This is a genomic window from Nevskia ramosa DSM 11499, from assembly GCF_000420645.1.
GTDB classification, from domain to species: Bacteria; Pseudomonadota; Gammaproteobacteria; order Nevskiales; family Nevskiaceae; genus Nevskia; species Nevskia ramosa.
Map to the genome: position 1 here is coordinate 205,727 of NZ_ATVI01000009.1, position 20,519 is coordinate 226,245.

The window sequence follows — 20,519 nt, forward strand, 5'->3', positions numbered from 1 at the left end:
GTTTGCGGCCCTCAACGGTCCGCGCAATAACCCCAATCACGCGCGCTGTTCGGCTCGATCGTGCGGTTCCAGTCGAGGCCGCTGGCCTTGAGCTTGTTGCCGGTCTGCGACCAGACCACGTTCCAGGCTTGATTGGCGCGGCCTTCGATGGTCAGCGTCACGTCCCAGACCACGGTGCTGGTGCCGACGTTGCGGACGGTGACGTTCGAGCAGTAGCCAGTCGCCCACTCGCTGGAGCGCATTTCGCTGACGGTGATCGTCGGGGCGCTGCCACCCGTTGAACCACCCGTGGTCGAGCCGCCCCCGGTAGTACCGCCGGTGCTGCCACCCGTGGTTCCGCCGCTGGTGGTTCCGCCGGAAGTGCCGCCACCGGTGCCGGTTCCACCCGTCGTGCCGCCGGTGCTGCTGCCTGTCGTGGTGCCGCTGGCAGTCCCCGTCCAGAGGCGCCGCAGCAGCGCCATCTTGTCGGTGCGCACGGTGGTCCAGTCATCGCGGAGGATGCCGCCGGTGTCGCTGCTGTTCGGGTTCCAGCTCCAGTAGAAGCCGCTGTTGATGCGCTTGCCGATCAGATAATCGACCAGCGCGTTCTGCCAAGTGCGATCGCGGCTGTCGCCTTCGCCGTACTTGCCGCCGAACTCGCCGAGCACCACCGGCGCGTTCGGAATCGCGAAGCCCCACAGGCCGTCCCAGATCGCCGGCATGTTGGACGGGAAGTTCTTGGCCTTGTGGTACGGCTGGACGAACACATCCGGCCCGTAGGTATGCGGCGACAGCACCAGACGATTGGCCGGCACCGGCGACGGCGTGCAGGCCAGCGGCGCCAGGTTCTCGCCCCAGAATGCGGCCTGCCCACTGCTGCACTGGCTGGAGGCGCCGATGCCTTCGACGAAGATCAGCCAGTTCGGCGCGACGCCGAGCACCTGGCTGGCGGCGCGGCCGGCGGCCAGATTCCAGTCGGTGGCGTTGTTGCGCGAGCCCCAGGTGGCGCTGCCGTGCGGCTCGTTCTTGAGATCGATGCCGATCACCCGCGGCGCCTTCTTGTAGCGGTTGGCGACGAAGCGCAGATCCGACAGCCACTGCGCCTCGCTGTAGTTCGACGTGTACCAGAGCTCGGCAATGCTGTTGCAGTCGGCCCGGTGATGGTCGAGCAGGATGTACATGCCCTGGCGGTTCAGCTCGGTGATCACCGCATCGAGCACCGCCAGCGAGTTCTTGCCGGCGAGATCCGGGTTCAGGCTGTAGTCGATGCTGCTGGTCGCCACGCCGCGCAGGGTGGCCGGGCAGAACGGCAGGCGCACGGCGTTGAAGCCCTGATCCTTCATCTGCTGGATCATCTGCTTCCAGTTCCGCGCCCACAGGCCGTGAACCGTGTAATTGGTGGTTTCGAAGCCGAACCAGTTGACGCCTTTCAGCTGCACCACAGCGCCGCTGTCGTTGTAGATCGTGCGACCGTTCACCGAGTACGCAACGGCATCCTGCTGCACGATCATGAGCGCGGCCATCAGTACCGCGGCCCAGATTTTCTTCATTGCCATCGGTGTTGCGCTCGGTGGTGCCGCGGTTCGATGAACCGCGTAGCGGCGCAACTATTGTGCCCTGCAGCATCCCGCCGACAAATGGTCGTTAGTTACCGCGCAATGCCTGTTCGATGAAGCGTTTCGGCACTCGCGTCTTCGGCACCTGATTGAGAAACCAGCGCTGCACGTTGGTATCGATGCCGATGCCGTGCATGTAGTTGTAGAGCGCCTTGTTCAGGCTGATGCCGAGCGCATCGTGATCGACGCCGGTGGGGTCGATGAAGCCGATGTCGTTCTTCGCGAAGCCGCCCGCCGCCTGCGGCACCAGCTGCACGCCGTACTCCGCAGGGTTGAGGCCGACCGGCGAATGCACCGTGCAGGTGAAGCGGTGGAAGTAGCCGGACTGCAGACAGCCTTCCTCGAACAACTGGCGCACGTACTCGAGCGCGTCGACGGTGTCCTGCACGGTCTGGGTCGGGAAGCCGTACATCAGATAGGCGTGGACTAGCACGCCGGCTTCGCTGAACGCCTGCGTGACCCGCGCGACCTGGGCCACCGAAACGCCCTTCTTCATCAGATCCAGCAGCCGGTCGGACGCCACTTCCAGGCCGCCGGAAATGGCGATGCAGCCGCTGTCTGCCAGCAGCTGGCACAAGTCCGGGTTGAAGGATTTCTCGAAGCGGATGTTGCCCCACCAGGAAATGGAGACCTTGCGCCGGAGCAGTTCCAGCGCCAGCGCTTTCAGCACTTTCGGCGGCGCCGCTTCGTCGACGAAATGGAAGCCGGTCTGGCCGGTCTCGGCGATGATCGCTTCGATGCGATCGACCAAGGTCGTCGCGCTCGCCGCGTCATAGCGGGAAATGTAGTCGAGGCTAATGTCGCAGAAGCTGCACTTCTTCCAGTAGCAACCATGCGCAATCGTCAGCTTGTTCCAGCGCCCGTCCGACCACAGCCGGTGCATCGGGTTGAGCATATCGAGCAGCGACAGGTACTGGGCGATCGGCAGCCCGTCCCAGGTTGGCGTGCCGACCTCGTTGAACGGGATGTCAGCCTCCGCCGCGCCATTGAGATAGCGCACGGTGCCGGCTTCATCGCGCACGAAGGCGCGGCACAGCTGCTCGCGCGGACGCTGACCAGCCAGATGGTCGAGCAGCGCCAGCAGCGGCCGCTCGCCGGCATCGAGCGTGACGTAATCGAAGTAGTCGAACACCCGCGGCTCGGCCAGCTCGCGCAGCTCGGTGTTGACATAACCGCCACCGAGCCCGATGACGATGCTCGGGTCGTGCGCCTTGATCGTCTGCGCAATCCGGAATGCCGCGTACACCGCACCGGGAAACGGCACCGAGATCAGCACCACGGTCGGCGCGTGCTCGGCGAGCGCGGCCAGGGTCAGCTCGTGCAGCAGCGCGTCGACCAAGTTCAGCGGCGCGGCCAGCGCATCGGCCAGCAGATCGAAACTCGGCTGGCTGGCCGCCAGCTTCTCGGCATAGCGGACGAACTCGAAGCGCGGATCGATGGCATCACGCAGCACATCGGCGAGATCGTTCAGGTACAGCGTGGCCAGATGCCGCGCCCGATCGTTGATGCCCAGCGCCCCGAACGCCCAGGCCAGCGGATCGCCGCCGTCGTCGTCGACATAGACATCGAGCGAAACAAAGCGCGGGCCTTCCGGCAAAAAGCGGCGAGTGACGATGCGGCTGGCGAGCGTCGCATCGCGGCCCTGCAGGAAAGCGATCACCGGCGCGATGGTCGCCGCGTAGCGCTCGTACTGCACGACGAAGGATTCGACCGGCGCCGTGCGGATCAAGGTCGGCTGCGCCTTGATCGCCTCGTGAATCGCGGCAAGGCCGGACTGACTCAGCAGCCGCAGCACCAGCTTCAGCGCCAGATCATCCTGGCGCGCATCGACGCCATGCAGGCGCAGGAAGCCGGTGAGATAAGCCGTCGACGGGTAGGGCGTGTTCAGCTGCGTCATCGGCGGAATCAGCGACAGCACGCGGGTTGCGTTCATCGATGCTTCCTGCAGCCGGGACGCAGCTTGGGTCATTCAGGCCGGGCCTTGGTCGAGCAGCGCGGCAACCGCCGGCTCCATCGCCAGCAAGCCATGGGCGCGGCCGATCGCCAGTGCATCGTCGGCAGTTGCGCCTTGCAGCCAGGCCGCCCGCAGCGCGAACAGCGCGCCGACGCGGTTGTTGCTCGCGCAATGAACCACAGTGTTGCCGCCGCCGGTCTCGGCCAGCAGCTTGTCGAAAGCCTTGACGTTGGCCAGGGTCAGCTCGTGCGGGCCGGCAATCGGCAGATTCGCGTAGGCCATGCCGCAGCTGGCCGCAGTCTCGGCTTCGTCGAACTCGCCCTGCTCGGCACGCGGCCGCAGGTTGATGACGTGCTTCACACCGGCGTCCTTCAGTGCTGCGAACTGCTCGGGTGCCACGGCGCCCGAAGTCCACAGGTTCTCGGTCGGGTGCTTCTCGTTCAGCAGGTTCAGGTCGGTCATGATCGGGTCGAGTCGGTAGCGAATGGGAGCGAAAGTGTAAGCGCTGGCGCTTCCGCAGCGCGGCCCGTGGCCGCCGAACCCGCGGCGATCACCGGCACCGGCGGCCGCGGGCCGCCCTACGGGTGCCATGTTCGCCCTCGCAGACTCGGCAAGCTCGAACCGCTACGCTCCCCGCATCTCAGCCGACCGGATGCCCGCCGTGGATTTCAGCCTTGCCCCCGAACTCGAAGCGCTTAAAGAAAAGGTGCGTGACTTCATCGCCGACGAAGTCATTGCCTACGAGACCGATGAGCGAGTCACCCATCACGGCCCCACCGATGGCCTGCGCGACGAACTGGTCATCAAAGCCCGCCGCGCCGGTCTGCTGACGCCGCACGCCTCGCGCGAACTCGGCGGCCTGGGTTTGAGCCACGTCGAGAAAGCCATCGTCTTCGAGGAAGCCGGCTACTCCACGCTCGGCCCGATCGCGATGAACATCGCCGCACCGGATGAAGGCAACATCCACCTGATGGAAGTGGTCGCCACCGAGTCGCAGAAGGCGCGCTGGCTGGAGCCCCTGGTGGCCGGCCACACCCGTTCCTGCTTCTGCATGACCGAGCCCGCGCCCGGCGCCGGTGCCGATCCCTCGATGCTGAAAACCACCGCCGTGCGCGATGGCGATCACTACGTCGTCAACGGCACCAAGTGGTTCATCACCGGCGCTCACGGCTCCGCGTTCGCCATCATCATGGCGCGCATGGAAGACGGCAGCGCCACCATGCTGCTCAGCGACATGAACCGCGACGGCATCATTCTCGAGCGCCAGATGGACGCGCTCGATCGCTGCTTCACCGGCGGCCACGCCGTGGTCCGTTTCGAGAACCTGCGGATTCCGGTTGAAGACGTGCTCGGCGAAGTCGGCCAGGGCTTCCGCTACGCACAGGTGCGCCTGGCGCCGGCCAGACTCACGCACTGCATGCGCTGGCTCGGCCAGGCTCGCCGCGCCCATGACATTGCCAGCCAATACGCCCGCGAACGTCAGGCCTTCGGCAAATCACTGGGCAGCCACGAAGGTGTGGGCTTCATGCTCGCCGACAACGAAATGGACCTGCACATCAGCCGCCTGAGCATCGCCCACTGCGCCTGGGTGCTCGACCAGGGCCATGCCGGCAAGGCCGAATCCAGCCGCACCAAGGTCATCGTCTCCGAAGCCATCTGGCGAGTCATCGACCGCAGCGCCCAGATCCTCGGCGGCAAGGGCGTGACCGGCGAAACCATCGTCTCCCGCATCTTCGCCGACGCTCGTGGTTTCAGGATCTACGACGGCCCTAGCGAGGTGCATCGCTGGAGTCTGGCGCGGGGGATTTTGAAGGGGAGGGAGTGAGGGGGGCTCTGCCGCGTCCCAACGTGAACCGGGTCGTTTGCGAAGCTGATGCAGCTTTGGTTTAGGCTTTGTTGCCGACGGGTGGCGGCGGTTTTGACTCAAGAACGGATTAAGGGACTCGGTGGGCAGTCTCCTAATTCGGTGTCATTTCCTTATTTGGCGTTGGAGTCGAAAGAAACTATGTTGAAAGTGTATTGCGAGCGCGGAGCATATCGACAAGAACTCAGTGTCCTTGAGAGATCAGGTCAGATAGAAATTGTTCATTACCCCTACGAAGGACAGAACAAAAAAATCAGAACGCGGGCAACGCCATCGGTGGTAACAATGGATTCAACTTACGTAACGTTTGATGACACAACTCCCATTGGGGAAATGTCGGCGTCAGACAAACTCCCTGAGATACTAAGCATCATCGGTGCAGCGAATGAATTTGATGCGCGCCACCTAGACAGCGCCTACAAGTCAGGCTGCGATTGCTTCCTGACACCGGACAAGAAGGACATTTCAAGCAAAAGCGAGAATCTAGAGAAGCTTCTGACGCTGAGGGTCTTCCATGCAACACACAACTGGCAGGAGTTTGTTGCTTATGTGCAAGAACGCGCCCAACCAGCGCTTAAAGCCGAGGGACCCGCCTCCGGCGGGTCGATGGCTTGAGCCTGGCGGCTAGATTCTAGTGACGAACAAGGCCTTGATCTACGTTGCACTCACTGCAAGCGGAACAATCTCCGTTGGCATCGCTTTCTTCTACGCTTTCCTTGCACTAAGACGCCCGTCCCTCTTCTTGGATATCGCCACTGGCCCACGTCCAACGCATGTATTACATAAGATCTTGAAGCCCCTCGCCGTTGCCGGGGCGTGGACCGTCGGGGTTGGGCATTCCTATTTGCTACTTCATTTCCTGCCGCCAGATGCAAGGGTTGGTGTCTCTTGCGCCTATGCGTTGGCATTCACCATAGCCGTCATCGCCTATACCGTTGCAATCGCATACGGAAGAGTTCAAGCGGAGTGGGAGTCTGCGCATCTCAAAGCGTGTCGGCGCCAGATTAGGTCCCTTGGTCATGAGCCGGCGCGGCCAAATAGTACAACTCCGCATCACGCTGAGGCACCAAGTGACTAAGGGTCGTAGAGCGGGAAAGCCAAAGGCGCATCCTGCATTCCGAGGCGCGCCGACGGCTCCACATGGCGGGATGCGCGGCCATACAGCCGGCCGCTTTCCCGCCCTTTTACGGTTTACATTTCGTTTGTGCTGAGGAGATTCCAATGTACATCCCGCCCGGCTTCAACACAGTCACGCCGTACTTCTTCGTCCAGAACGCGGAAACCTTCATCAGCTTCCTGATCAACGGCCTCGGCGGCGCAGAAACCTGCCGGACGATGCGGCCGGATGGGCTCGTCGCCAATGTTCAGGTGATGCTGGGTACGTCGACGGTGATGGTCAGCGAAGCCTCGAAAGGCTATCCGGCCATGAGTGGTGCGTACTACCTGTACGTCGAGAACGCGGACGCTTCGATGGCGCGGGCGATCGAGCAGGGTGCGGTGCTGGAGATGGCGGTGCAGAACATGCCGTATGGCGATAGGCAGGGTGGCGTCCGGGATGCGCACGGCAATATCTGGTGGATTTCCGAGCGGATCGTCCACGAGCCTTATGCGGCCTGAGTCGACGATGAATGCGCTCCCGGGATCAGTCGCGGCTCTCTGGCGGTTGCTGTCGCTGCGGCTTAACTTCGCGTTGAACGGCTTGTAGTAGATACGTCAGAGACGTATAGTTCGCCATGTTCACCGTTATCGAGACCCCTACGTTCTCGCGTCTCTGTGCCGACTACTGGACAGAGGAAGAGCGTGGTGCCTTTGCGGCATGGATTGCCGCCCACGCGGAAGCGGGCGACGTCATTCCCGGTGCCGGTGGCTGCAGAAAGCTGCGTTGGTCCCGAGCGGGTATAGGCAAGCGTGGCGGCGTGCGTGTCATCCACTACAACCAGCTCGCGGATGGGCGCATCTACTTGCTGCTCATTTATGCCAAGGGCGTGCAGGACAACATCGCGCCTCAGGTACTACTCAAGATCAAGGAGGCCCTCAATGCCCATGACTGAAAAGAAGTTGAAGGCGCGGGATGCCAAGCGAGATCTCGGTGCCGAGTTGTTGGCGTCCGTGCTGGAAATGAAGGCAGAGAAGAAGGGGCGCGTGCACGAGATCGCCCTTTCGGAGGTCACCCAGGCCCGGGCCAAGTCAGGTCTGTCCCAGTCGCAGTTCGCTCAGGTGCTTGGCGTCTCGCCTCGTACGCTCCAGGAGTGGGAGCAAGGTCGACGCAAGCCCTCGGGTGCTGCCCAGTCGTTGCTGGCCATTGCGGCCAAGCGGCCAGAAGTGATTCGTGAAGTCTTCCAGTCTTAGTGTTACGTCGTCCGAATCGCCGATGAATGCCGCCCAGGCAGTCGCGCCGAAGACGCAGCAAGGCGGGACGCGCCAACGGCGGTCCCGCCTTGTTTCAAGCTTCGATCAGAACTGGAAGCGGACGCCGCCGCGCACCGAGCTGTAGTCGGACTCGCTGAAGTCGTCCTGCAGGTTGGTGTAGCGGTATTCGCCGAACAGGCTGGTTTCGCGGGTGATCTTGTAGCTCAGGCCAACGAGCAGGTCGACGCCGTCGGCGCGGGCGCTGTCGTTGTTGTTGTTCTCCGGCTCCAGGCTGATGTAGCCGAGGCGGCCGTAGATCTGGGCGCGGCGCGACGGATTGAATTCGATCAGGCCGCCGACGTCGTAGCCCGTGGCCTTGCCGTTGGTGGTGTCGCCCAGGTAGGTGGTATCGACCTGCTGGTTGACGTAGTGGGCGTAGCCGCCCAGCTTGAATTCCGGCGCGATCGGCATCAGCAGGCCGCCGCCGAGGCGGAATTCGTCGAGCTTGTATTTCACCTTGTCGCCGGCGAACTGGTCATCGGCATTGGCGTAGGTGTATTCGCCGCCGAGGAACAGGCCATGGCCGAAGAAGATCTTGCCGCGCACGCCGAGGTCGTAGCCATCCGGATTGGTGGAGTCGAAGCCGTCGTCGATGGTCTGGAAGTTGGCGCCAGCGAAGGCGGAGACATCGACCGTCGGGTTGCCGTAGCCATCGTCGTTGTTGCCGCGACCATGTCCGCGGCCGTCCGCGTAGGTCGACAACGGGGCGATGACGACTGCCATCGAGATCAACACTTTGTTCAGGTTCTTGGACATGGTCATGGTCGCTGCGCGGGGTCCTGTGATGGCCCGGATTGGGCCGTTGCGTGCCGGGTCGCTGCACGCCCCCTGGATTGGGAGCTGCTGCGTCATCGAGCGACGCAAGATTGGCCGTTCGAAGCTGAGCGCTTCCTGAACGGCTCCATCACTTTCTACACGAAGTACCGGCAGGGCCGTGTCGACCCTGCCGTCTGCTTTCAATTCTTCGGCGGATTGATCCGGATCGTGTATTCGCCAACCGTGGTGTTCTTGACCTTCGGCATCGCGAACATGCCGGCACCCTTGGGCAGCGGTTCGGACACGGTCTGGATCAGGGTGAGGACGGCGGGCGTGCCGTCCGGAATCTCGGCGCCAGAGGTGGACGTGGAGACGATGGCGCTCCAGCTGCCGCTGCCTCGGACTTCTTCGCGCAGCACCAGGCTGGCGTTTGTATGCACGCCGCAGGCGCCGAGCCAGCCGATCTCGTAGCTCAGCGTGGCGTCTTTCGGCGCCTTGTATTCGATCTTGATCGGCTGCTGATCCTTGATCACCTCGCCAGCCTTGAACGGCACGCTGACGCCGGGCGCGCTGAAGAACACGTCATGCACACGCAGGTATTCGGCCATGCTGTCCGGCGGAATCAGCTTGCAGCGGGCGTTGGAGACATCAGGCTTGATGATCGGCGCAGCCATGCTGGCTAGCGGCGAGGCGAGCAGGCCGAGGCCGAGCGTGGTGGTGGCGAGGATGCGCAGGCTTTGCGTGGCGTGGATCGACATCGGCATGACTCCGGTGGGTGGTCTTGTCTGGATAGACGCGAAGCGGCGCGCGATCACGACAGGCGGACGATTCAGCGCCGATACGGTGCGTCGTCGTAGCCGAGGTAGGGCGCTTGATCCCAGAGTTGAATCGGGGCCGGTGCAGACCGCTGCCGCAGCGGCAGGCCCGGATAGCCATCGGCACAGCGAACGGTGCTGCGGAAGCTGCCGCCATCGAGGCTGCCCGCCGTGCGGCCGCCACCGCGAAGGCCGGGGCCATCGTTCCAGCCGCAGGGTCCTTGATCGAAGCCGTAGCGGTTTCCGTAGCGGCTGTAGTCGCCAGCATTGCCAGCACCGTAATCGGCATCGAGGCCGAGCTTGCTGCCAGCGCCGGTCATTGCGCGCGGATCGGCGCCGTCCGGCAGGCGGCCGTTCCATCCCGGGGTATCGGCCGCCTGTTCGGTCGAGCCCTGAAAGCTGCGGCGCGGTGATTCGGCCTGAACCAGGCCGGCAAGGCTAAGTCCGAGCAGGGCAGCGCCGACTGGCAATAGACCGCGCACGGTCTACTCCTCGAACCATTCCGGCGAGCGGCTCGCCAGTTCCTTCACCGAAGCTTCGATCAGCGCGCGCACTGCCTTGTCGACGCTTTCATTGCTGCTGACCGAGGCGCCGCCGTCCGGCGTCAGATCGCCGAGCGATTTGCCGGTGGTCTTCGACATCACCGTGTCCACCGCTGAGCCGATGCCGGCAATGCTGAAGCCGCCGGATGACAGCTTCTTGGTGACGTTGACGGCATCGAGCACGTCGCCATTACCGGCATCGAGCACCCGCACGTCCATGCCGATGCTGCCCTTGCTCTTGTTGCCGCCCAGCGTCACGCCGGCCACGGTCAGTGCGCCGTCGCTGCCGCCGCCATCGGCATTGGCTTCCGAGATCACCGCTTCGAAGATCAGCTGCGCGCCTCGCAACTGCTGGCTGGCGACGTTGCCGGTCGACGCGCCACTCGAATTCAACTGATGCTCCTGCGACACGCCGCCGGCGAGGTTGCTGCGCTCCACTACTCTGAAGCGCCGGCTCTTGACCAGCGCCGTGGTGAACATGTCGGTGGCGGCGCGCACATTGAGTTCGCTGACCGCGCTGCGCACTTCGTAAACGGTGACCGACACCTTGCGCTTGACCTTCGGCACGCCCACCGATTCCAGCTCCTTCGAGTTCTCGGTGTCGTCGACCACCGCCTTGCTGGCGGCGTAGCTGGGCAGAGGCAGCGTGCTGGCGCCGATCGATGCGATCAGCAGGAAAGCGGAAAGCGGTTTACGAAACATGACGGGCTCCTGTGTTGCGAATGTGTGTTGCAAATGGGGAGATCAGTACGGCGTTGGCGTTGGCGCTGGCGTTTCGGTGTTCGGCTGTGGCCAGCCGTTGCTGCCATTGGCACCGCCGCCGAACGCCGAGGGGTCGACGTTGTTCTTCGGCGGTTTGGTGAAGGTCTTGCCGCTGCTGTACGGATTCGTGGTGCCGGCGCCTTGTGTCTGGCCACGGCCGGCGAAGCTGCCGCCCTGGATGCCGCCGGCCTGCCCGCTGCCATAGCCCTGGCTGCTGCCGTAACCGCTGGCGCCATAGCCGTTCGACGGTGCCGTCGACTGACCGCTCCAGCCGCGCGGCGCGGTTTGCGGCGCGGGCTGCTGAGGCTGCGCGTAGGGATCATTCGAGTAGGTGCCGGGCGGGTCGTAGCCGGGCGCGGCATTGGGGTAGGCGGTGCTGAATTCCTCGCCGCTCGGCGTGTCTGCCGCTTGCACAGCCTGGGCCGCGCTTCCGGCCAGCAGCAGTGCGAGCGCAAGGTAATGGTGGAAGCGCAGGTTCATGGGGGGCTCTCGGCAGGCGGGTTCGATGAGGTTCGAACCCTTCTGCTTGAACAGACGCGGTGGCGGCGAAAATCACGACACGCCCTACGGCGCCAGACACTGGCGCACCCGCCCTTCGGCCTGCGCCTGCTGGCAGGCAACGAAGCTGGGGCGATCCGGGCACTGGACGATGCCGCGCTGCGGTGTCGGCGCACAGGTCCGTGGCGGCTGGGCCGCGATCGGCGGCGGCAGATTCTGTGGCAACCGCTGTGTGAAGCCCTGCGGCGCGGGTGCCGGGACAGGGACTGGCATCGGCGCTGGCACCGGCACCGGCACCGGCATCGGCATCGGGGCAGACGCCGGAACTTCGGCATCGCGACGTCCCGGGATGCGGATCGGCGGCGGACGGCGGCCCTCGCGCTCGGGTGTCGCGCCCGGTGTCGCGACTGGTGGCGGCAGCGTCTGCGGAAGGTTCCGCGGGATCTGTGTCGACACGCTTCCGCCATCGATCGGCTGCGTCAGCAGCACACGATAGGGATTACGCGAAATCCCGCCATGAATGTTGGCGTTGTTCTGCCGTTCCAGCCGGGTCAGCATCGCGGCATTGCCGACGCCGTTGGCGCCCTTGAAGCTGTAGCCCCTCGCGTCCTCACCCGGTGAGCGATAGGCGACGATATTGCGCGAGGCTTTCAGCAGTACGTCGACCTGCTGATCGCAGTCCTGCTGAATGTCGCGGTAAGCCTGCAGGACGCTCGGGTTGTGGTAATCCGCATCGAGCACGTGCGGATATTTTTCGGAATAAGCGTCTTTCCGGTACTCGCAGTCGGCCATCGCCTGCTGCACGGCGGCGACGCACTGCTCCTTGTTCTTCGGTCCGCACTTCAGTTCCGGGTGCAGGCTTTCGTGGATGCTGGCGTTGATCGCCGCCAGCTGCGCCTGCTGCTTGCGATAGGCGGCGATGTCCGCCGCGACCCGGGCCTGCGCCTGCGCACGCGCGGTGCCGGTGAGATCCGGATACGCGGCTTCGGCCATCTGCACCGCTTTCGCGGCCTGGGCACGTGCCTGGGCACCGGCCTGGAAGGGATCCATCGGCGCCAGCGTGTCGCCGGCCACCTGCGGCCACAGCTTGGTCGCGCGGTCGCCGATCGAATCGAACGGGAACTGCGCGCCTTCGCGGTGATCGAGGCTGTAGATGCTGGGCGTCATGCCGCCGGTGTCGGTGCCGTAGAGCACGTACGAAGCCCTCTTCAGCGGCGCCTTGGCGAGGGTTGCCGGCACGTCGGCGGGCAGGTTCAGCGTCAGGTTCTGTTCGTTCCAGGCTGCGGCGGCTTCGGCCCGGCTGCGAACGGCCTCGACCACGGCGTACTCGAAAAGCCGCTGCCGCACGCGCTGCTTGAAGCCGTTGTTGGCGAACATCGTGTCGCTGGTCGTGGTGCCGTCGATCATGTCGTCGCAGGCGCGCCTGGCCTTGTCGGGCGACATCGTGTGGCTGTCGAAGTAGGCGCGGCAGCCTTCACGCGAGCCTTCGATATTGGACCACTGGCCCGGCTGCGGATTGGGAGAGTAGAAGCCGTCGTTCTTCCGTACCCAGTCGCGGAACGTCGACAGGTAGCCGGCGACGTTCGATACCTCGTAGCCGTAGTTGATCGCGAAATAGACGTCCGGCGGCATGTGCTTGTGCTGGCCAGACAGATAGTCACCGAGGTTGGAAATGCCATCGATGACCGCGTCGCCCGGGTTCTTCAGCACGCCGAGCGCGCCCTTGACGATGTTCTTCGCCGCATCCCACACCGGCCCGCCGCAGGCATTGCCGATGTTGTCGATCGAGCTGACCACCTGCTTGACGGTATCGACCGACAGGCCGGCATCGGTCAGCCCGCAGCCGCAGGACAGCGCACCGGTCACGAAGCTCACGCCGGGCAGGTTGCGCATCGCCGAGCCCTGCAATTCGCCCTTGGCGACCAGGAACAGCTGCTGCTTGGCCGGCGCCGGCAGGATCGGGATCAGGCTCAGGCCGTTGGCGATCGGCGCCGCGACGGTGTCGTAGATCGCGCCTTCGCAGGCCGGCTGGTGCGTCGGCAGCACGCCGGCATTGGCGACGCCGATGACCACGCCCATGCCGACCACATGCGGCGTCGACGTGAAGTTGGCGACGCACTGCGCGCCGGTCGGGCTGGCAACGAAGGCCAGCGCCTTGGCGCCGACCGTGGCCTGCAGATAGAAGCCCTTGCCGACGCTGGACGCGCAATCCCAGGCGTCATCGAAGACCGTGGCCCGGGCGGCCGGCGCCATCAGCAGCAGGGCCAGCAGGAAGGCCATCAGGAAGGTAGGAGCCGCGAACAGGCGGCGGTACAGCACTGGCAGGCCGGACATGCAATTCCCCGTGTCGATGAACGTTCACTGGGATAGACGCGCTGGCCCGGCCAATCACGACAGCGGCGTCCGGCTCGAGCCGGACTCAGGGCTGCTTCTGCGCGGCTCGCAGACGGACCAGCACGCTCTGCTCGGGATCGACTTCGGCGGACAAGGTATTGATCGCCGCCTGCAGACGCCGGCTTCCGGCGTCGTCCGCACCCGCGGCCCGTTCGGCGATACCGAGCAGGCCGTTGGCCATCGCCGCTTCCGGATGGCCAACGCCCTCATGGCGCTCGAACAGTTCCACCGCGGCCTTCAGTTCCTCACGCGCGGCTGCTGCCCGCGCTGGTTGCAGCAGCAGGATCTGACCGAGCATCAGATGGCCACGCGCCAGTTCCAGCGGCGTGTCGGCGGTGATCCTGGCCAGTGCCTGACGGGCCACGGTTTCGGCGGCGGCCTGGATGCTGGCGTCGACGGGCCGGTTGCTGGCGGCGATCAGTGCCTGCTGCAGCTCGGTGATCCGCACGGCGACGCTGCCATCGCCGTACTTGCGACGCAGGATTGCCAGCGCTTCGTCGATCATCACCGCCGCTTCCGGGCCGCGGCCGGTCTCCGCATACAGCAGCGCCAGATTGCGCAGGCTCAGGCCGAGATAGGGGTGGTCGGCCGCTTCCTTGCGGCGGATCGCCACCGCTTCGCCGAGCAGGCGCTCGGCTTCCGCGTAATGGCCGAGCCGGCGCAGGATCGCGCCGAGGTTGTGCGGCAGGCTGGAGTAGCGCAGCGCCTTCGGCTCACCGGCCGCCAGCGCCGCTTCGTAGCCGATGCGATGGATCGCCTCGGCTTCGCGCCAGGCGCCGGCGCGGTCCAGCGACACGCCGAGATCGCCACGGACTCGCGCCACTTCCGAAGGCCGCGCCTTGGGATCGTGCTCGAAGCGGGCGAGGGCCGCGCGGCGCAGGCGCACGGCTTCGTCGAGTCTTCCGCGCGAAGCCTCGACGGCGGCGAGATCGTTCTGCAGATCGGCAACTTCGAGGCTGTCCGCGCCATGCAGGCTGGCCAGGATGCGGATCGCTTCGAGCAGCAGCGGCGCGGCTTCGTCGAAGCGGCCGCTGTCGATCAGGTTGTTGGCCAGGGTGTTGATGAAGCGGGCGCGGACTGCGCTGTCGGCACCATGCACTTGTTCGGCGAGGGCGATCGAGCGCCGGCCGATCGCTTCGCCGGCCCGGTAATCGCCCAGGCCCTGGTAGGTGTTGACCAGCACTTCGTTGAGCGTCAGCTGGACGTCTGGCATCGCTGCCAGCTCGCGCTCGACCCGCTCGGCGCTGCCTTCGACGACGCTGCGCAGCGTCGGCTCGTGGCCGCCGTTCTCCCAGTTGTCCGAGGCGCTGAACAGGCTGACCAGAAAGCCCTGCACGGCTTCGGACTTGCGCGCTTCGAGCAGCGCCCGCTGCCACTGCCACAGACTCAGACCGAGGCCGATGCTCAAGCTCAGCAGCACCGCCGCGCCCAGGCTTGCCTGCAGGCGGTTGCGCCGCAGCCACAGCCGGCCTCGATAGCGCCAGTCACCGGGCGCGGCCTGCAGCGGCCGGTGCGCCAGCCAGTTGTCGAGATCGGCGATCAAGGCCGTCATCGTCGGATAACGATCCTCCGGCGCCTTGCGCATGGCCTTGGCCAGCACGGCGTCGAGACCGCTACCGAGCTTGGCCGCGTCGATCGGTTGATCGCCAGGTTGCCAGCCGGCGGGACGCGCGCCGCCGATCATCCGCGACAGGCGCGGCGCTTCGACATGCAGCACCGCATGTTCGAGCGCGGCGCGGCCGGGCCGTTCGCCACGCAGCGGCCGCTGGCCGGCCAGCAGCTCGAACAGCAGCACGGCGAGCGCATAGACATCGCAAGCGATGCCGGTCGCTTCGCCGGCGATCTGCTCGGGGGCCGCGTAGTCCAGGGTCAGGCCGCGGCCATGCAGGCGGGTCAGCGCGGTGCGCGAATCGGTATGGCCGCTGCTGTCGTCATCGAGCATCGAGGCGATGCCGAAATCGAGCAGCTTGACCTCACCCGCGCGGGTCACCATCACGTTCGACGGCTTCAGATCGCGATGCACGACCAGCCGCGAATGCGCGTACTCGACCGCGTGGCCGATGGCGATCGCCAGGCGCACACGATCGGCGACGGTCGGCGCCTGCTCGCGCACGTGATCGATCAGGCTGCGGCCATCGACGTACTCGAGCACGAGGTAGGGCTGCTCGCCGACCACGCCGGCATCGAGCAGCCGGGCGATACCCGGATGAGACAGCCGCGCCAGCAGATTGCGCTCGCGGGCGAAGCGGGCGCCGAGCCGGCGGGCATCGCTGCTGGTGGCGAGCAGCTTGATTGCCGCCTGGCCTTCGTAGAGGCGATCAGTACGAGTGGCCAGCCAGACTTCACCCATGCCACCGGTGCCGAGGCGGCGGCTGACCTGCCAGGGACCGAAGGACTGGCCGGGCTGTGCGGCCGGAACCTCCGCCGGGTCTTCGCCGAGGGCGGCGTGCAAGGCCTGCGGATAAGACGGCAGCGCGCCACCGCTGATCGTGAACAGGTTTCCGGCGCCGGGCAGCGTGCTGCGATGGTCCTCGTGACCGAGCAGGCGCTGCACCGCATCGGCGGCCGGCGGATCGCGCTCGCGCAGCGCGGCCAGCCAGGCGGGGCGCGCGGCTTCGTCGAGGTCCAGCGCTTCATCGAGCAGGCTCGACCAAGCGGCCCATTGTTCGCGGGCGATCAAGACGCGCGCTGCTCCGTTGCAGGCCGGCGCCGATCGCGGGCCCTGTACTTGTCAGGACGCATTCTTGGCGCCGATCACGACAGCGCCGGCTCGACTGGGGTCACGGCGCCAGCAGCTCGGCGAGCAGCAGCCGCGCCTTCTTCAACTCGCGGTCGACCGTGCGGGTCGACACCGCCCGCGCCTCGGCGATCTCGGCAATGGTCATGCCGGCGAAGAAGTGCATCTCCACCGTCTGGCTCAGGGTTTCATCGAGTGCGCGCATCTGCTCGATCGCGGCATCGAGCGCGGCCAGGTCCTGGCTGAGCCCGGCTTCGGCCGGCACGTCGTCGGCGTGCGACAGGGTCAGCATCTGCACGTCGCCGCCGCGCTTCTCGGTGGCCCGGGCGCGCAGGTGATCGAGCACCACCGAACGCAGCGCGCGGCCGACATAGGCGAAGAACTGCAGCTTCCGATCACCGTGCAGGCCCTCGCGCTCGGCCATGCGCAGGAAGCCTTCGTGGACCAGCGCCGTGGTGTCCAGCCCGGTGACGCCACCGGCCTCGATCAGCCGCGCGCGGGCAATGCGGCGGATGTCCGGATAGAGCAGCGCGTAGATCTGCTGCACGGCCGCAGCATCGCCGGACGAAGCAGCGCCGAGCAGTCGGGTGATGTCGCTCATGGCAGGCAACGATCGGGAGTCGGAACGATGGGCGAAGGCGATCGCCCGGCGCGTTCCTTCATCGCCCGTCGGTCACCACAGCGCTGCATGTTCCTCGACCACGCCGAAACCCGATACCCGGGCCTGCCCGACGCGCCCTTCGAAGCGGCCGAACGGTTGCGCGAAGCGGCTGGCCAGCCACAGCGCGTTCAGATGCTCGGCGCGCTGGCCATCCGGCGTGAACGTGACATCGACGAGGCCGTCCGCGGTGCGGATGCGCCACGGCGCCATCAGCTGTGCGGGGTCGTAGTCAAACGTCGCCTGGGCCAGAGGAATCAGTTCGTCGCCGAGCCATAGCGCGTTCTCCAGCCCGTTCATGAAATGGGCGACGACATTGATGCCGAGCTTGCGACCGTCGTCGGTAAGGCCATCGAGGCTGGCCCAGTTCCACAGCGAGCTGCGCGGTGGATAGCCGAGCGTGAAATCGAGCGCGCCGCTGGCGGCCACGTCGATCGTCGTGCCGTCGATGCCGAGACGCAGCGCCACCGGCACAGCGCACAGCTTCCAGGTGTGATGGAACGGCCGGCCCGGCGCGCTGCTGATCGCGCTCAGGCCATCGCCACTGCGCGCCACATCCATCGCCACGGTCAGCCGCGGACTGGCGAAGCGGACTTGCCAGCCCTCGGCGCTCGGCGTGATCTGCCAGCGCTTGCCGCCGCGTTTGCCGCGCTGGGCCAGCTGCCAGGGCTGTCGCCAGTCCGGCGCGAAGTTCGCGGCGAAGCCGAGCGGCAAGGTCGCTTTCTCCTCGATCAGCCGCTGCTGCTCGCGGTCATAGACGTAGACGAACGCGGTGGCGACCAGACCGGCATCGACGATCGCGTAACCGACGCTGTAGCGCTCGGTGACTGCCGAGAAGTACATCCAGCCCTTGCGCTGCAATCGCCGCCGCGACAGCAGCCCATGGTTGCCGTCCCAGGCAGCGGTCGACAGATCGGCGATCGTGCCGCGGTAGCGGCCGGATGCCGCCGGTCTGCCGACGCCGGCATCGAGCGCCGGTGGAGCGGGGGGCAGCGCGGGCATTGACGGAATCGGCGGGTTCATCAGGCAGGCGCGCAGGTCGACGGACGGCCATTGTGCGTTGTCAGTCCGGTTCCAGGCGACATCGGCGCGCTCTTGTCAATCTTGGTGGGGTCTTGGTTTTTGGGCCCCGCAGGCGCTATCGTCCGGCCCCGCTTCCTGTTCTGCTTCCGCCACACATGACTGCTGCCGACCGCGTTCACCGCGACATCCTGAATCTCATCGCCATCGAGATCGGCGCCCAGCCGCGCCAGGTGTCGGCGGCGGTCGATCTGCTCGATGAGGGCGCGACCGTGCCTTTCATCTCGCGCTATCGCAAGGAAGTCACCGGCGGGCTCGACGACACCCAGTTGCGCAAGCTCGAAGAGCGCCTGGGCTATCTGCGCGAACTCGAGGATCGCCGCGCGGCGGTGCTCGATTCGATCCGCAGCCAGGGCAAGCTCGGCGAGGATCTGGAAGCGAAGATCAATGCCGCGACCACCAAGGCCGAGGTCGAGGATCTCTATCTGCCGTACAAGCCGAAGCGCCGCACCCGTGGCGAAATCGCCCGCGAGCGTGGCCTGGAGCCGCTGGCCGAGCTGATCCTCAACGATCGCAGCGTGGTGCCGAGTGTCGTCGCCCTGCCGTTCGTGCAGGGCGAAGTCACCGACGCGAAGATCGCGCTCGACGGTGCCCGCGACATCCTCACCGAGCGCTTCGCCGAAGACGCGGCGCTGCTCGGCCAGCTTCGTACCTATCTGCGCGAACGCGGCGAGCTGCGCGCCAAGCTGATCGAAGGCAAGGCCGATGCCGGCGCCAAGTTCAGCGATTACTTCGATCATCACGAGCCGCTGGCCAAGGTCGCCGGCCATCGCGCGCTGGCGATGATGCGTGGCCGCAACGAGGAATTCCTGAGCATCGATATCGAAGTCGATGCCGACGATGTGTCGCCGTACAAGCCGATCGAAAAGATGATCGCGGCCTCCAAGGACATCAAAGCGGACGGCGGCGAAGCCGATGCCTGGCTGATGTCGGTGGCGCGCTGGACCTGGCGGGTGAAGCTGTCGATGAGCCTGTCGGTCGATCTGATGACCGAGCTGCGTACGCGTGCGGAGGCCGAAGCGATCGAAGTGTTCGCGCGCAATCTGAAGGCGCTGCTGCTGGCCGCACCGGCCGGCGCCAAGACCACGCTCGGCCTTGATCCGGGCATCCGCACCGGCTGCAAGATCGCGGTGATCGATGCCACCGGCAAGCTGCTCGATACCGCCACGGTCTACCCGTTCCAGCCGCGCAACGATACCCGCGGCGCGCAGGCCGAGATCGCACGGCTGTGCAAGCTGCACAACGTCGAACTGATCGCCATCGGCAACGGCACCGGCAGCCGCGAGACCGAAAAACTGGTCGCCGAACTGCTGCCGCTATTGCCCGAGCCAAGGCCGCTGAAAGTGGTGGTCAGCGAGGCCGGCGCGTCGGTCTACTCGGCCTCCGAACTGGCGGCCAACGAATTCCCGAATCTCGATGTCACCTTGCGCGGTGCGGTGTCGATCGCCCGTCGTCTGCAGGACCCGCTGGCCGAACTGGTGAAGATCGATCCGAAGTCGATCGGCGTTGGCCAGTACCAGCACGATGTCGATCAGTTCCGGCTCGCGAAGCAGCTTGATGCGGTGGTCGAGGATGCGGTGAACGCGGTCGGTGTCGACCTGAACACGGCGTCCGCGCCACTGCTGGCGCGGGTGTCCGGCCTGAGCCGTTCGATGGCCGAAGGCATCGTCTTCCATCGCGACAGCCACGGCGCCTTCAAGTCGCGCAAGGCGCTGCTGACCGTGTCACGCCTGGGCCCGAAGACCTTCGAACAGTGCGCCGGCTTCCTGCGCATTCGCGATGGCGAAGAGCCGCTCGATGCCTCGTCAGTGCATCCGGAAGCCTACGAAGTGGCGCGGCAGATCGTCAGCGCCTGCGGCCGCGATCTGCGCGAGGTGATGGGCGACAGCGCGGCCTTGAAGAAGGTCGACCCCAAGCAGTTCATCAGCGAGCACTTCGGCCTGCCGACGGTGCGCGACATCATCAGCGAACTCGAAAAGCCCGGTCGCGATCCGCGCCCCGAGTTCAAGACCGCAACCTTCGCCGACGGCATCAACGAAGTCGTTGATCTCAAGCCAGGCATGATCCTCGAAGGCACGGTGACCAATGTCGCGGCCTTCGGTGCCTTCGTCGACATCGGCGTGCATCAGGACGGGCTGGTGCACGTCTCGCAATTGTCCGACCGCTTCATCAAGGACCCGCACGAGGTAGTCAAGGCTGGGCAGATCGTCAAGGTTCGGGTTGTCGATGTCGACGTGAAGCGCGGCCGCATCGCGCTGTCGATGAAGAAGGACGATGGCTCGGCGGCGCCGGTGGCCGGCGCCCGTGGTGCGGAGCGTGCGCCGGACCGGCGCAGCACGCAGCCGCAGCGCGGCTCGCAGAAGCCGGCGGCGCCGCTAGGTTCGCTGGGTAGTGCCTTGGCGGATGCGCTGAAGAAGCGCTGAAAGCTTTCTCCCCCGCGATACGGGGGAGAAAG

18 protein-coding genes are annotated in these 20,519 nt (G+C 65.8%); 6 read left to right on the plus strand and 12 right to left on the minus strand.

Translation table 11 applies throughout. The features are described from left to right. Window positions 1-11: 11 nt before the first annotated feature. From G513_RS0116190 to G513_RS23585, 3 genes are all read right to left on the minus strand, one after another. Window positions 12-1,535, minus strand: coding sequence for a cellulase family glycosylhydrolase (locus G513_RS0116190; protein WP_028475641.1), 1,524 nt, complete (start codon window positions 1,533-1,535; stop codon window positions 12-14). 88 nt (window positions 1,536-1,623) lie between these two features. Then, a complete protein-coding gene (locus G513_RS0116195; RefSeq protein ID WP_156891735.1) occupies window positions 1,624-3,528 on the minus strand; it encodes a B12-binding domain-containing radical SAM protein in 1,905 nt (634 codons plus the stop codon). A 36-nt stretch (window positions 3,529-3,564) separates the two neighbouring features. Then, the gene (locus tag G513_RS23585; RefSeq protein ID WP_022977910.1) at window positions 3,565-4,011 is read right to left on the minus strand and encodes a protein tyrosine phosphatase family protein; all 447 of its coding nucleotides are present in this window, start codon (window positions 4,009-4,011) and stop codon (window positions 3,565-3,567) included. Window positions 4,012-4,210: 199 nt separating this feature from the next. Here G513_RS23585 and G513_RS0116205 point away from each other — a divergent pair, with 199 nt between their 5' ends. The 5 genes from G513_RS0116205 (at window position 4,211) to G513_RS0116225 (ending at window position 7,762) form a co-directional block, all read left to right on the plus strand. Beyond that, window positions 4,211-5,374, plus strand: a complete 1,164-nt coding sequence (locus G513_RS0116205; protein WP_028475643.1) for an acyl-CoA dehydrogenase family protein — start codon at window positions 4,211-4,213, stop codon at window positions 5,372-5,374. A 48-nt stretch (window positions 5,375-5,422) separates the two neighbouring features. Then, window positions 5,423-6,028, plus strand: a complete 606-nt coding sequence (locus tag G513_RS25840) for a hypothetical protein (protein WP_156891737.1) — start codon at window positions 5,423-5,425, stop codon at window positions 6,026-6,028. A gap of 606 nt (window positions 6,029-6,634) precedes the next feature. Then, window positions 6,635-7,030 carry a VOC family protein gene (locus G513_RS0116215; protein ID WP_022977913.1) on the plus strand — a complete coding sequence of 132 codons (396 nt, stop codon included), beginning with the start codon at window positions 6,635-6,637 and terminating at the stop codon, window positions 7,028-7,030. A gap of 116 nt (window positions 7,031-7,146) precedes the next feature. Continuing rightward, window positions 7,147-7,464 carry a type II toxin-antitoxin system RelE/ParE family toxin gene (locus G513_RS0116220; RefSeq protein ID WP_022977984.1) on the plus strand — a complete coding sequence of 106 codons (318 nt, stop codon included), beginning with the start codon at window positions 7,147-7,149 and terminating at the stop codon, window positions 7,462-7,464. Next, window positions 7,451-7,762, plus strand: a complete 312-nt coding sequence (locus G513_RS0116225; RefSeq protein ID WP_022977914.1) for a helix-turn-helix domain-containing protein — start codon at window positions 7,451-7,453, stop codon at window positions 7,760-7,762. The genes G513_RS0116220 and G513_RS0116225 overlap by 14 nt, the downstream gene beginning before the upstream one ends. A 105-nt stretch (window positions 7,763-7,867) precedes the next feature. On the opposite strand, the gene G513_RS0116230 is transcribed toward G513_RS0116225, so the two are convergent. From G513_RS0116230 to G513_RS0116270, 9 genes are all read right to left on the minus strand, one after another. Further along, window positions 7,868-8,578: an outer membrane beta-barrel protein gene (locus G513_RS0116230; RefSeq protein ID WP_169560672.1), complete on the minus strand. Its 711-nt coding sequence runs from the start codon at window positions 8,576-8,578 to the stop codon at window positions 7,868-7,870. Between the two features lie 200 nt (window positions 8,579-8,778). Then, window positions 8,779-9,336 (minus strand): hypothetical protein, encoded by a 558-nt coding sequence (locus G513_RS0116235; RefSeq protein WP_156891739.1) that lies wholly within the window; start codon window positions 9,334-9,336, stop codon window positions 8,779-8,781. A gap of 71 nt (window positions 9,337-9,407) precedes the next feature. Beyond that, window positions 9,408-9,875, minus strand: a complete 468-nt coding sequence (locus G513_RS0116240) for a hypothetical protein (protein ID WP_156891741.1) — start codon at window positions 9,873-9,875, stop codon at window positions 9,408-9,410. A gap of 3 nt (window positions 9,876-9,878) precedes the next feature. Then, complete coding sequence (locus tag G513_RS0116245; protein ID WP_022977918.1) at window positions 9,879-10,637, minus strand: CsgG/HfaB family protein; 759 nt, start codon at window positions 10,635-10,637, stop codon at window positions 9,879-9,881. Between the two features lie 42 nt (window positions 10,638-10,679). Beyond that, complete coding sequence (locus G513_RS0116250; RefSeq protein WP_022977919.1) at window positions 10,680-11,177, minus strand: hypothetical protein; 498 nt, start codon at window positions 11,175-11,177, stop codon at window positions 10,680-10,682. Window positions 11,178-11,261: 84 nt separating this feature from the next. After that, complete coding sequence (locus G513_RS0116255; protein WP_022977920.1) at window positions 11,262-13,529, minus strand: hypothetical protein; 2,268 nt, start codon at window positions 13,527-13,529, stop codon at window positions 11,262-11,264. A gap of 85 nt (window positions 13,530-13,614) precedes the next feature. After that, entirely contained in the window at window positions 13,615-16,269 is a 2,655-nt protein-coding gene (locus G513_RS0116260) for a serine/threonine-protein kinase (protein WP_022977921.1), read from the minus strand. A 100-nt stretch (window positions 16,270-16,369) separates the two neighbouring features. Then, window positions 16,370-16,927 (minus strand): ECF-type sigma factor, encoded by a 558-nt coding sequence (locus G513_RS0116265; RefSeq protein WP_022977922.1) that lies wholly within the window; start codon window positions 16,925-16,927, stop codon window positions 16,370-16,372. 72 nt (window positions 16,928-16,999) lie between these two features. Continuing rightward, window positions 17,000-17,986: a DUF2804 domain-containing protein gene (locus G513_RS0116270; RefSeq protein WP_022977923.1), complete on the minus strand. Its 987-nt coding sequence runs from the start codon at window positions 17,984-17,986 to the stop codon at window positions 17,000-17,002. Window positions 17,987-18,162: 176 nt separating this feature from the next. Between G513_RS0116270 and G513_RS0116275 the strand changes: the two genes are divergently transcribed. Continuing rightward, a complete protein-coding gene (locus tag G513_RS0116275) occupies window positions 18,163-20,487 on the plus strand; it encodes a Tex family protein (protein ID WP_022977924.1) in 2,325 nt (774 codons plus the stop codon). The last annotated feature ends 32 nt before the right edge of the window (window positions 20,488-20,519 follow it).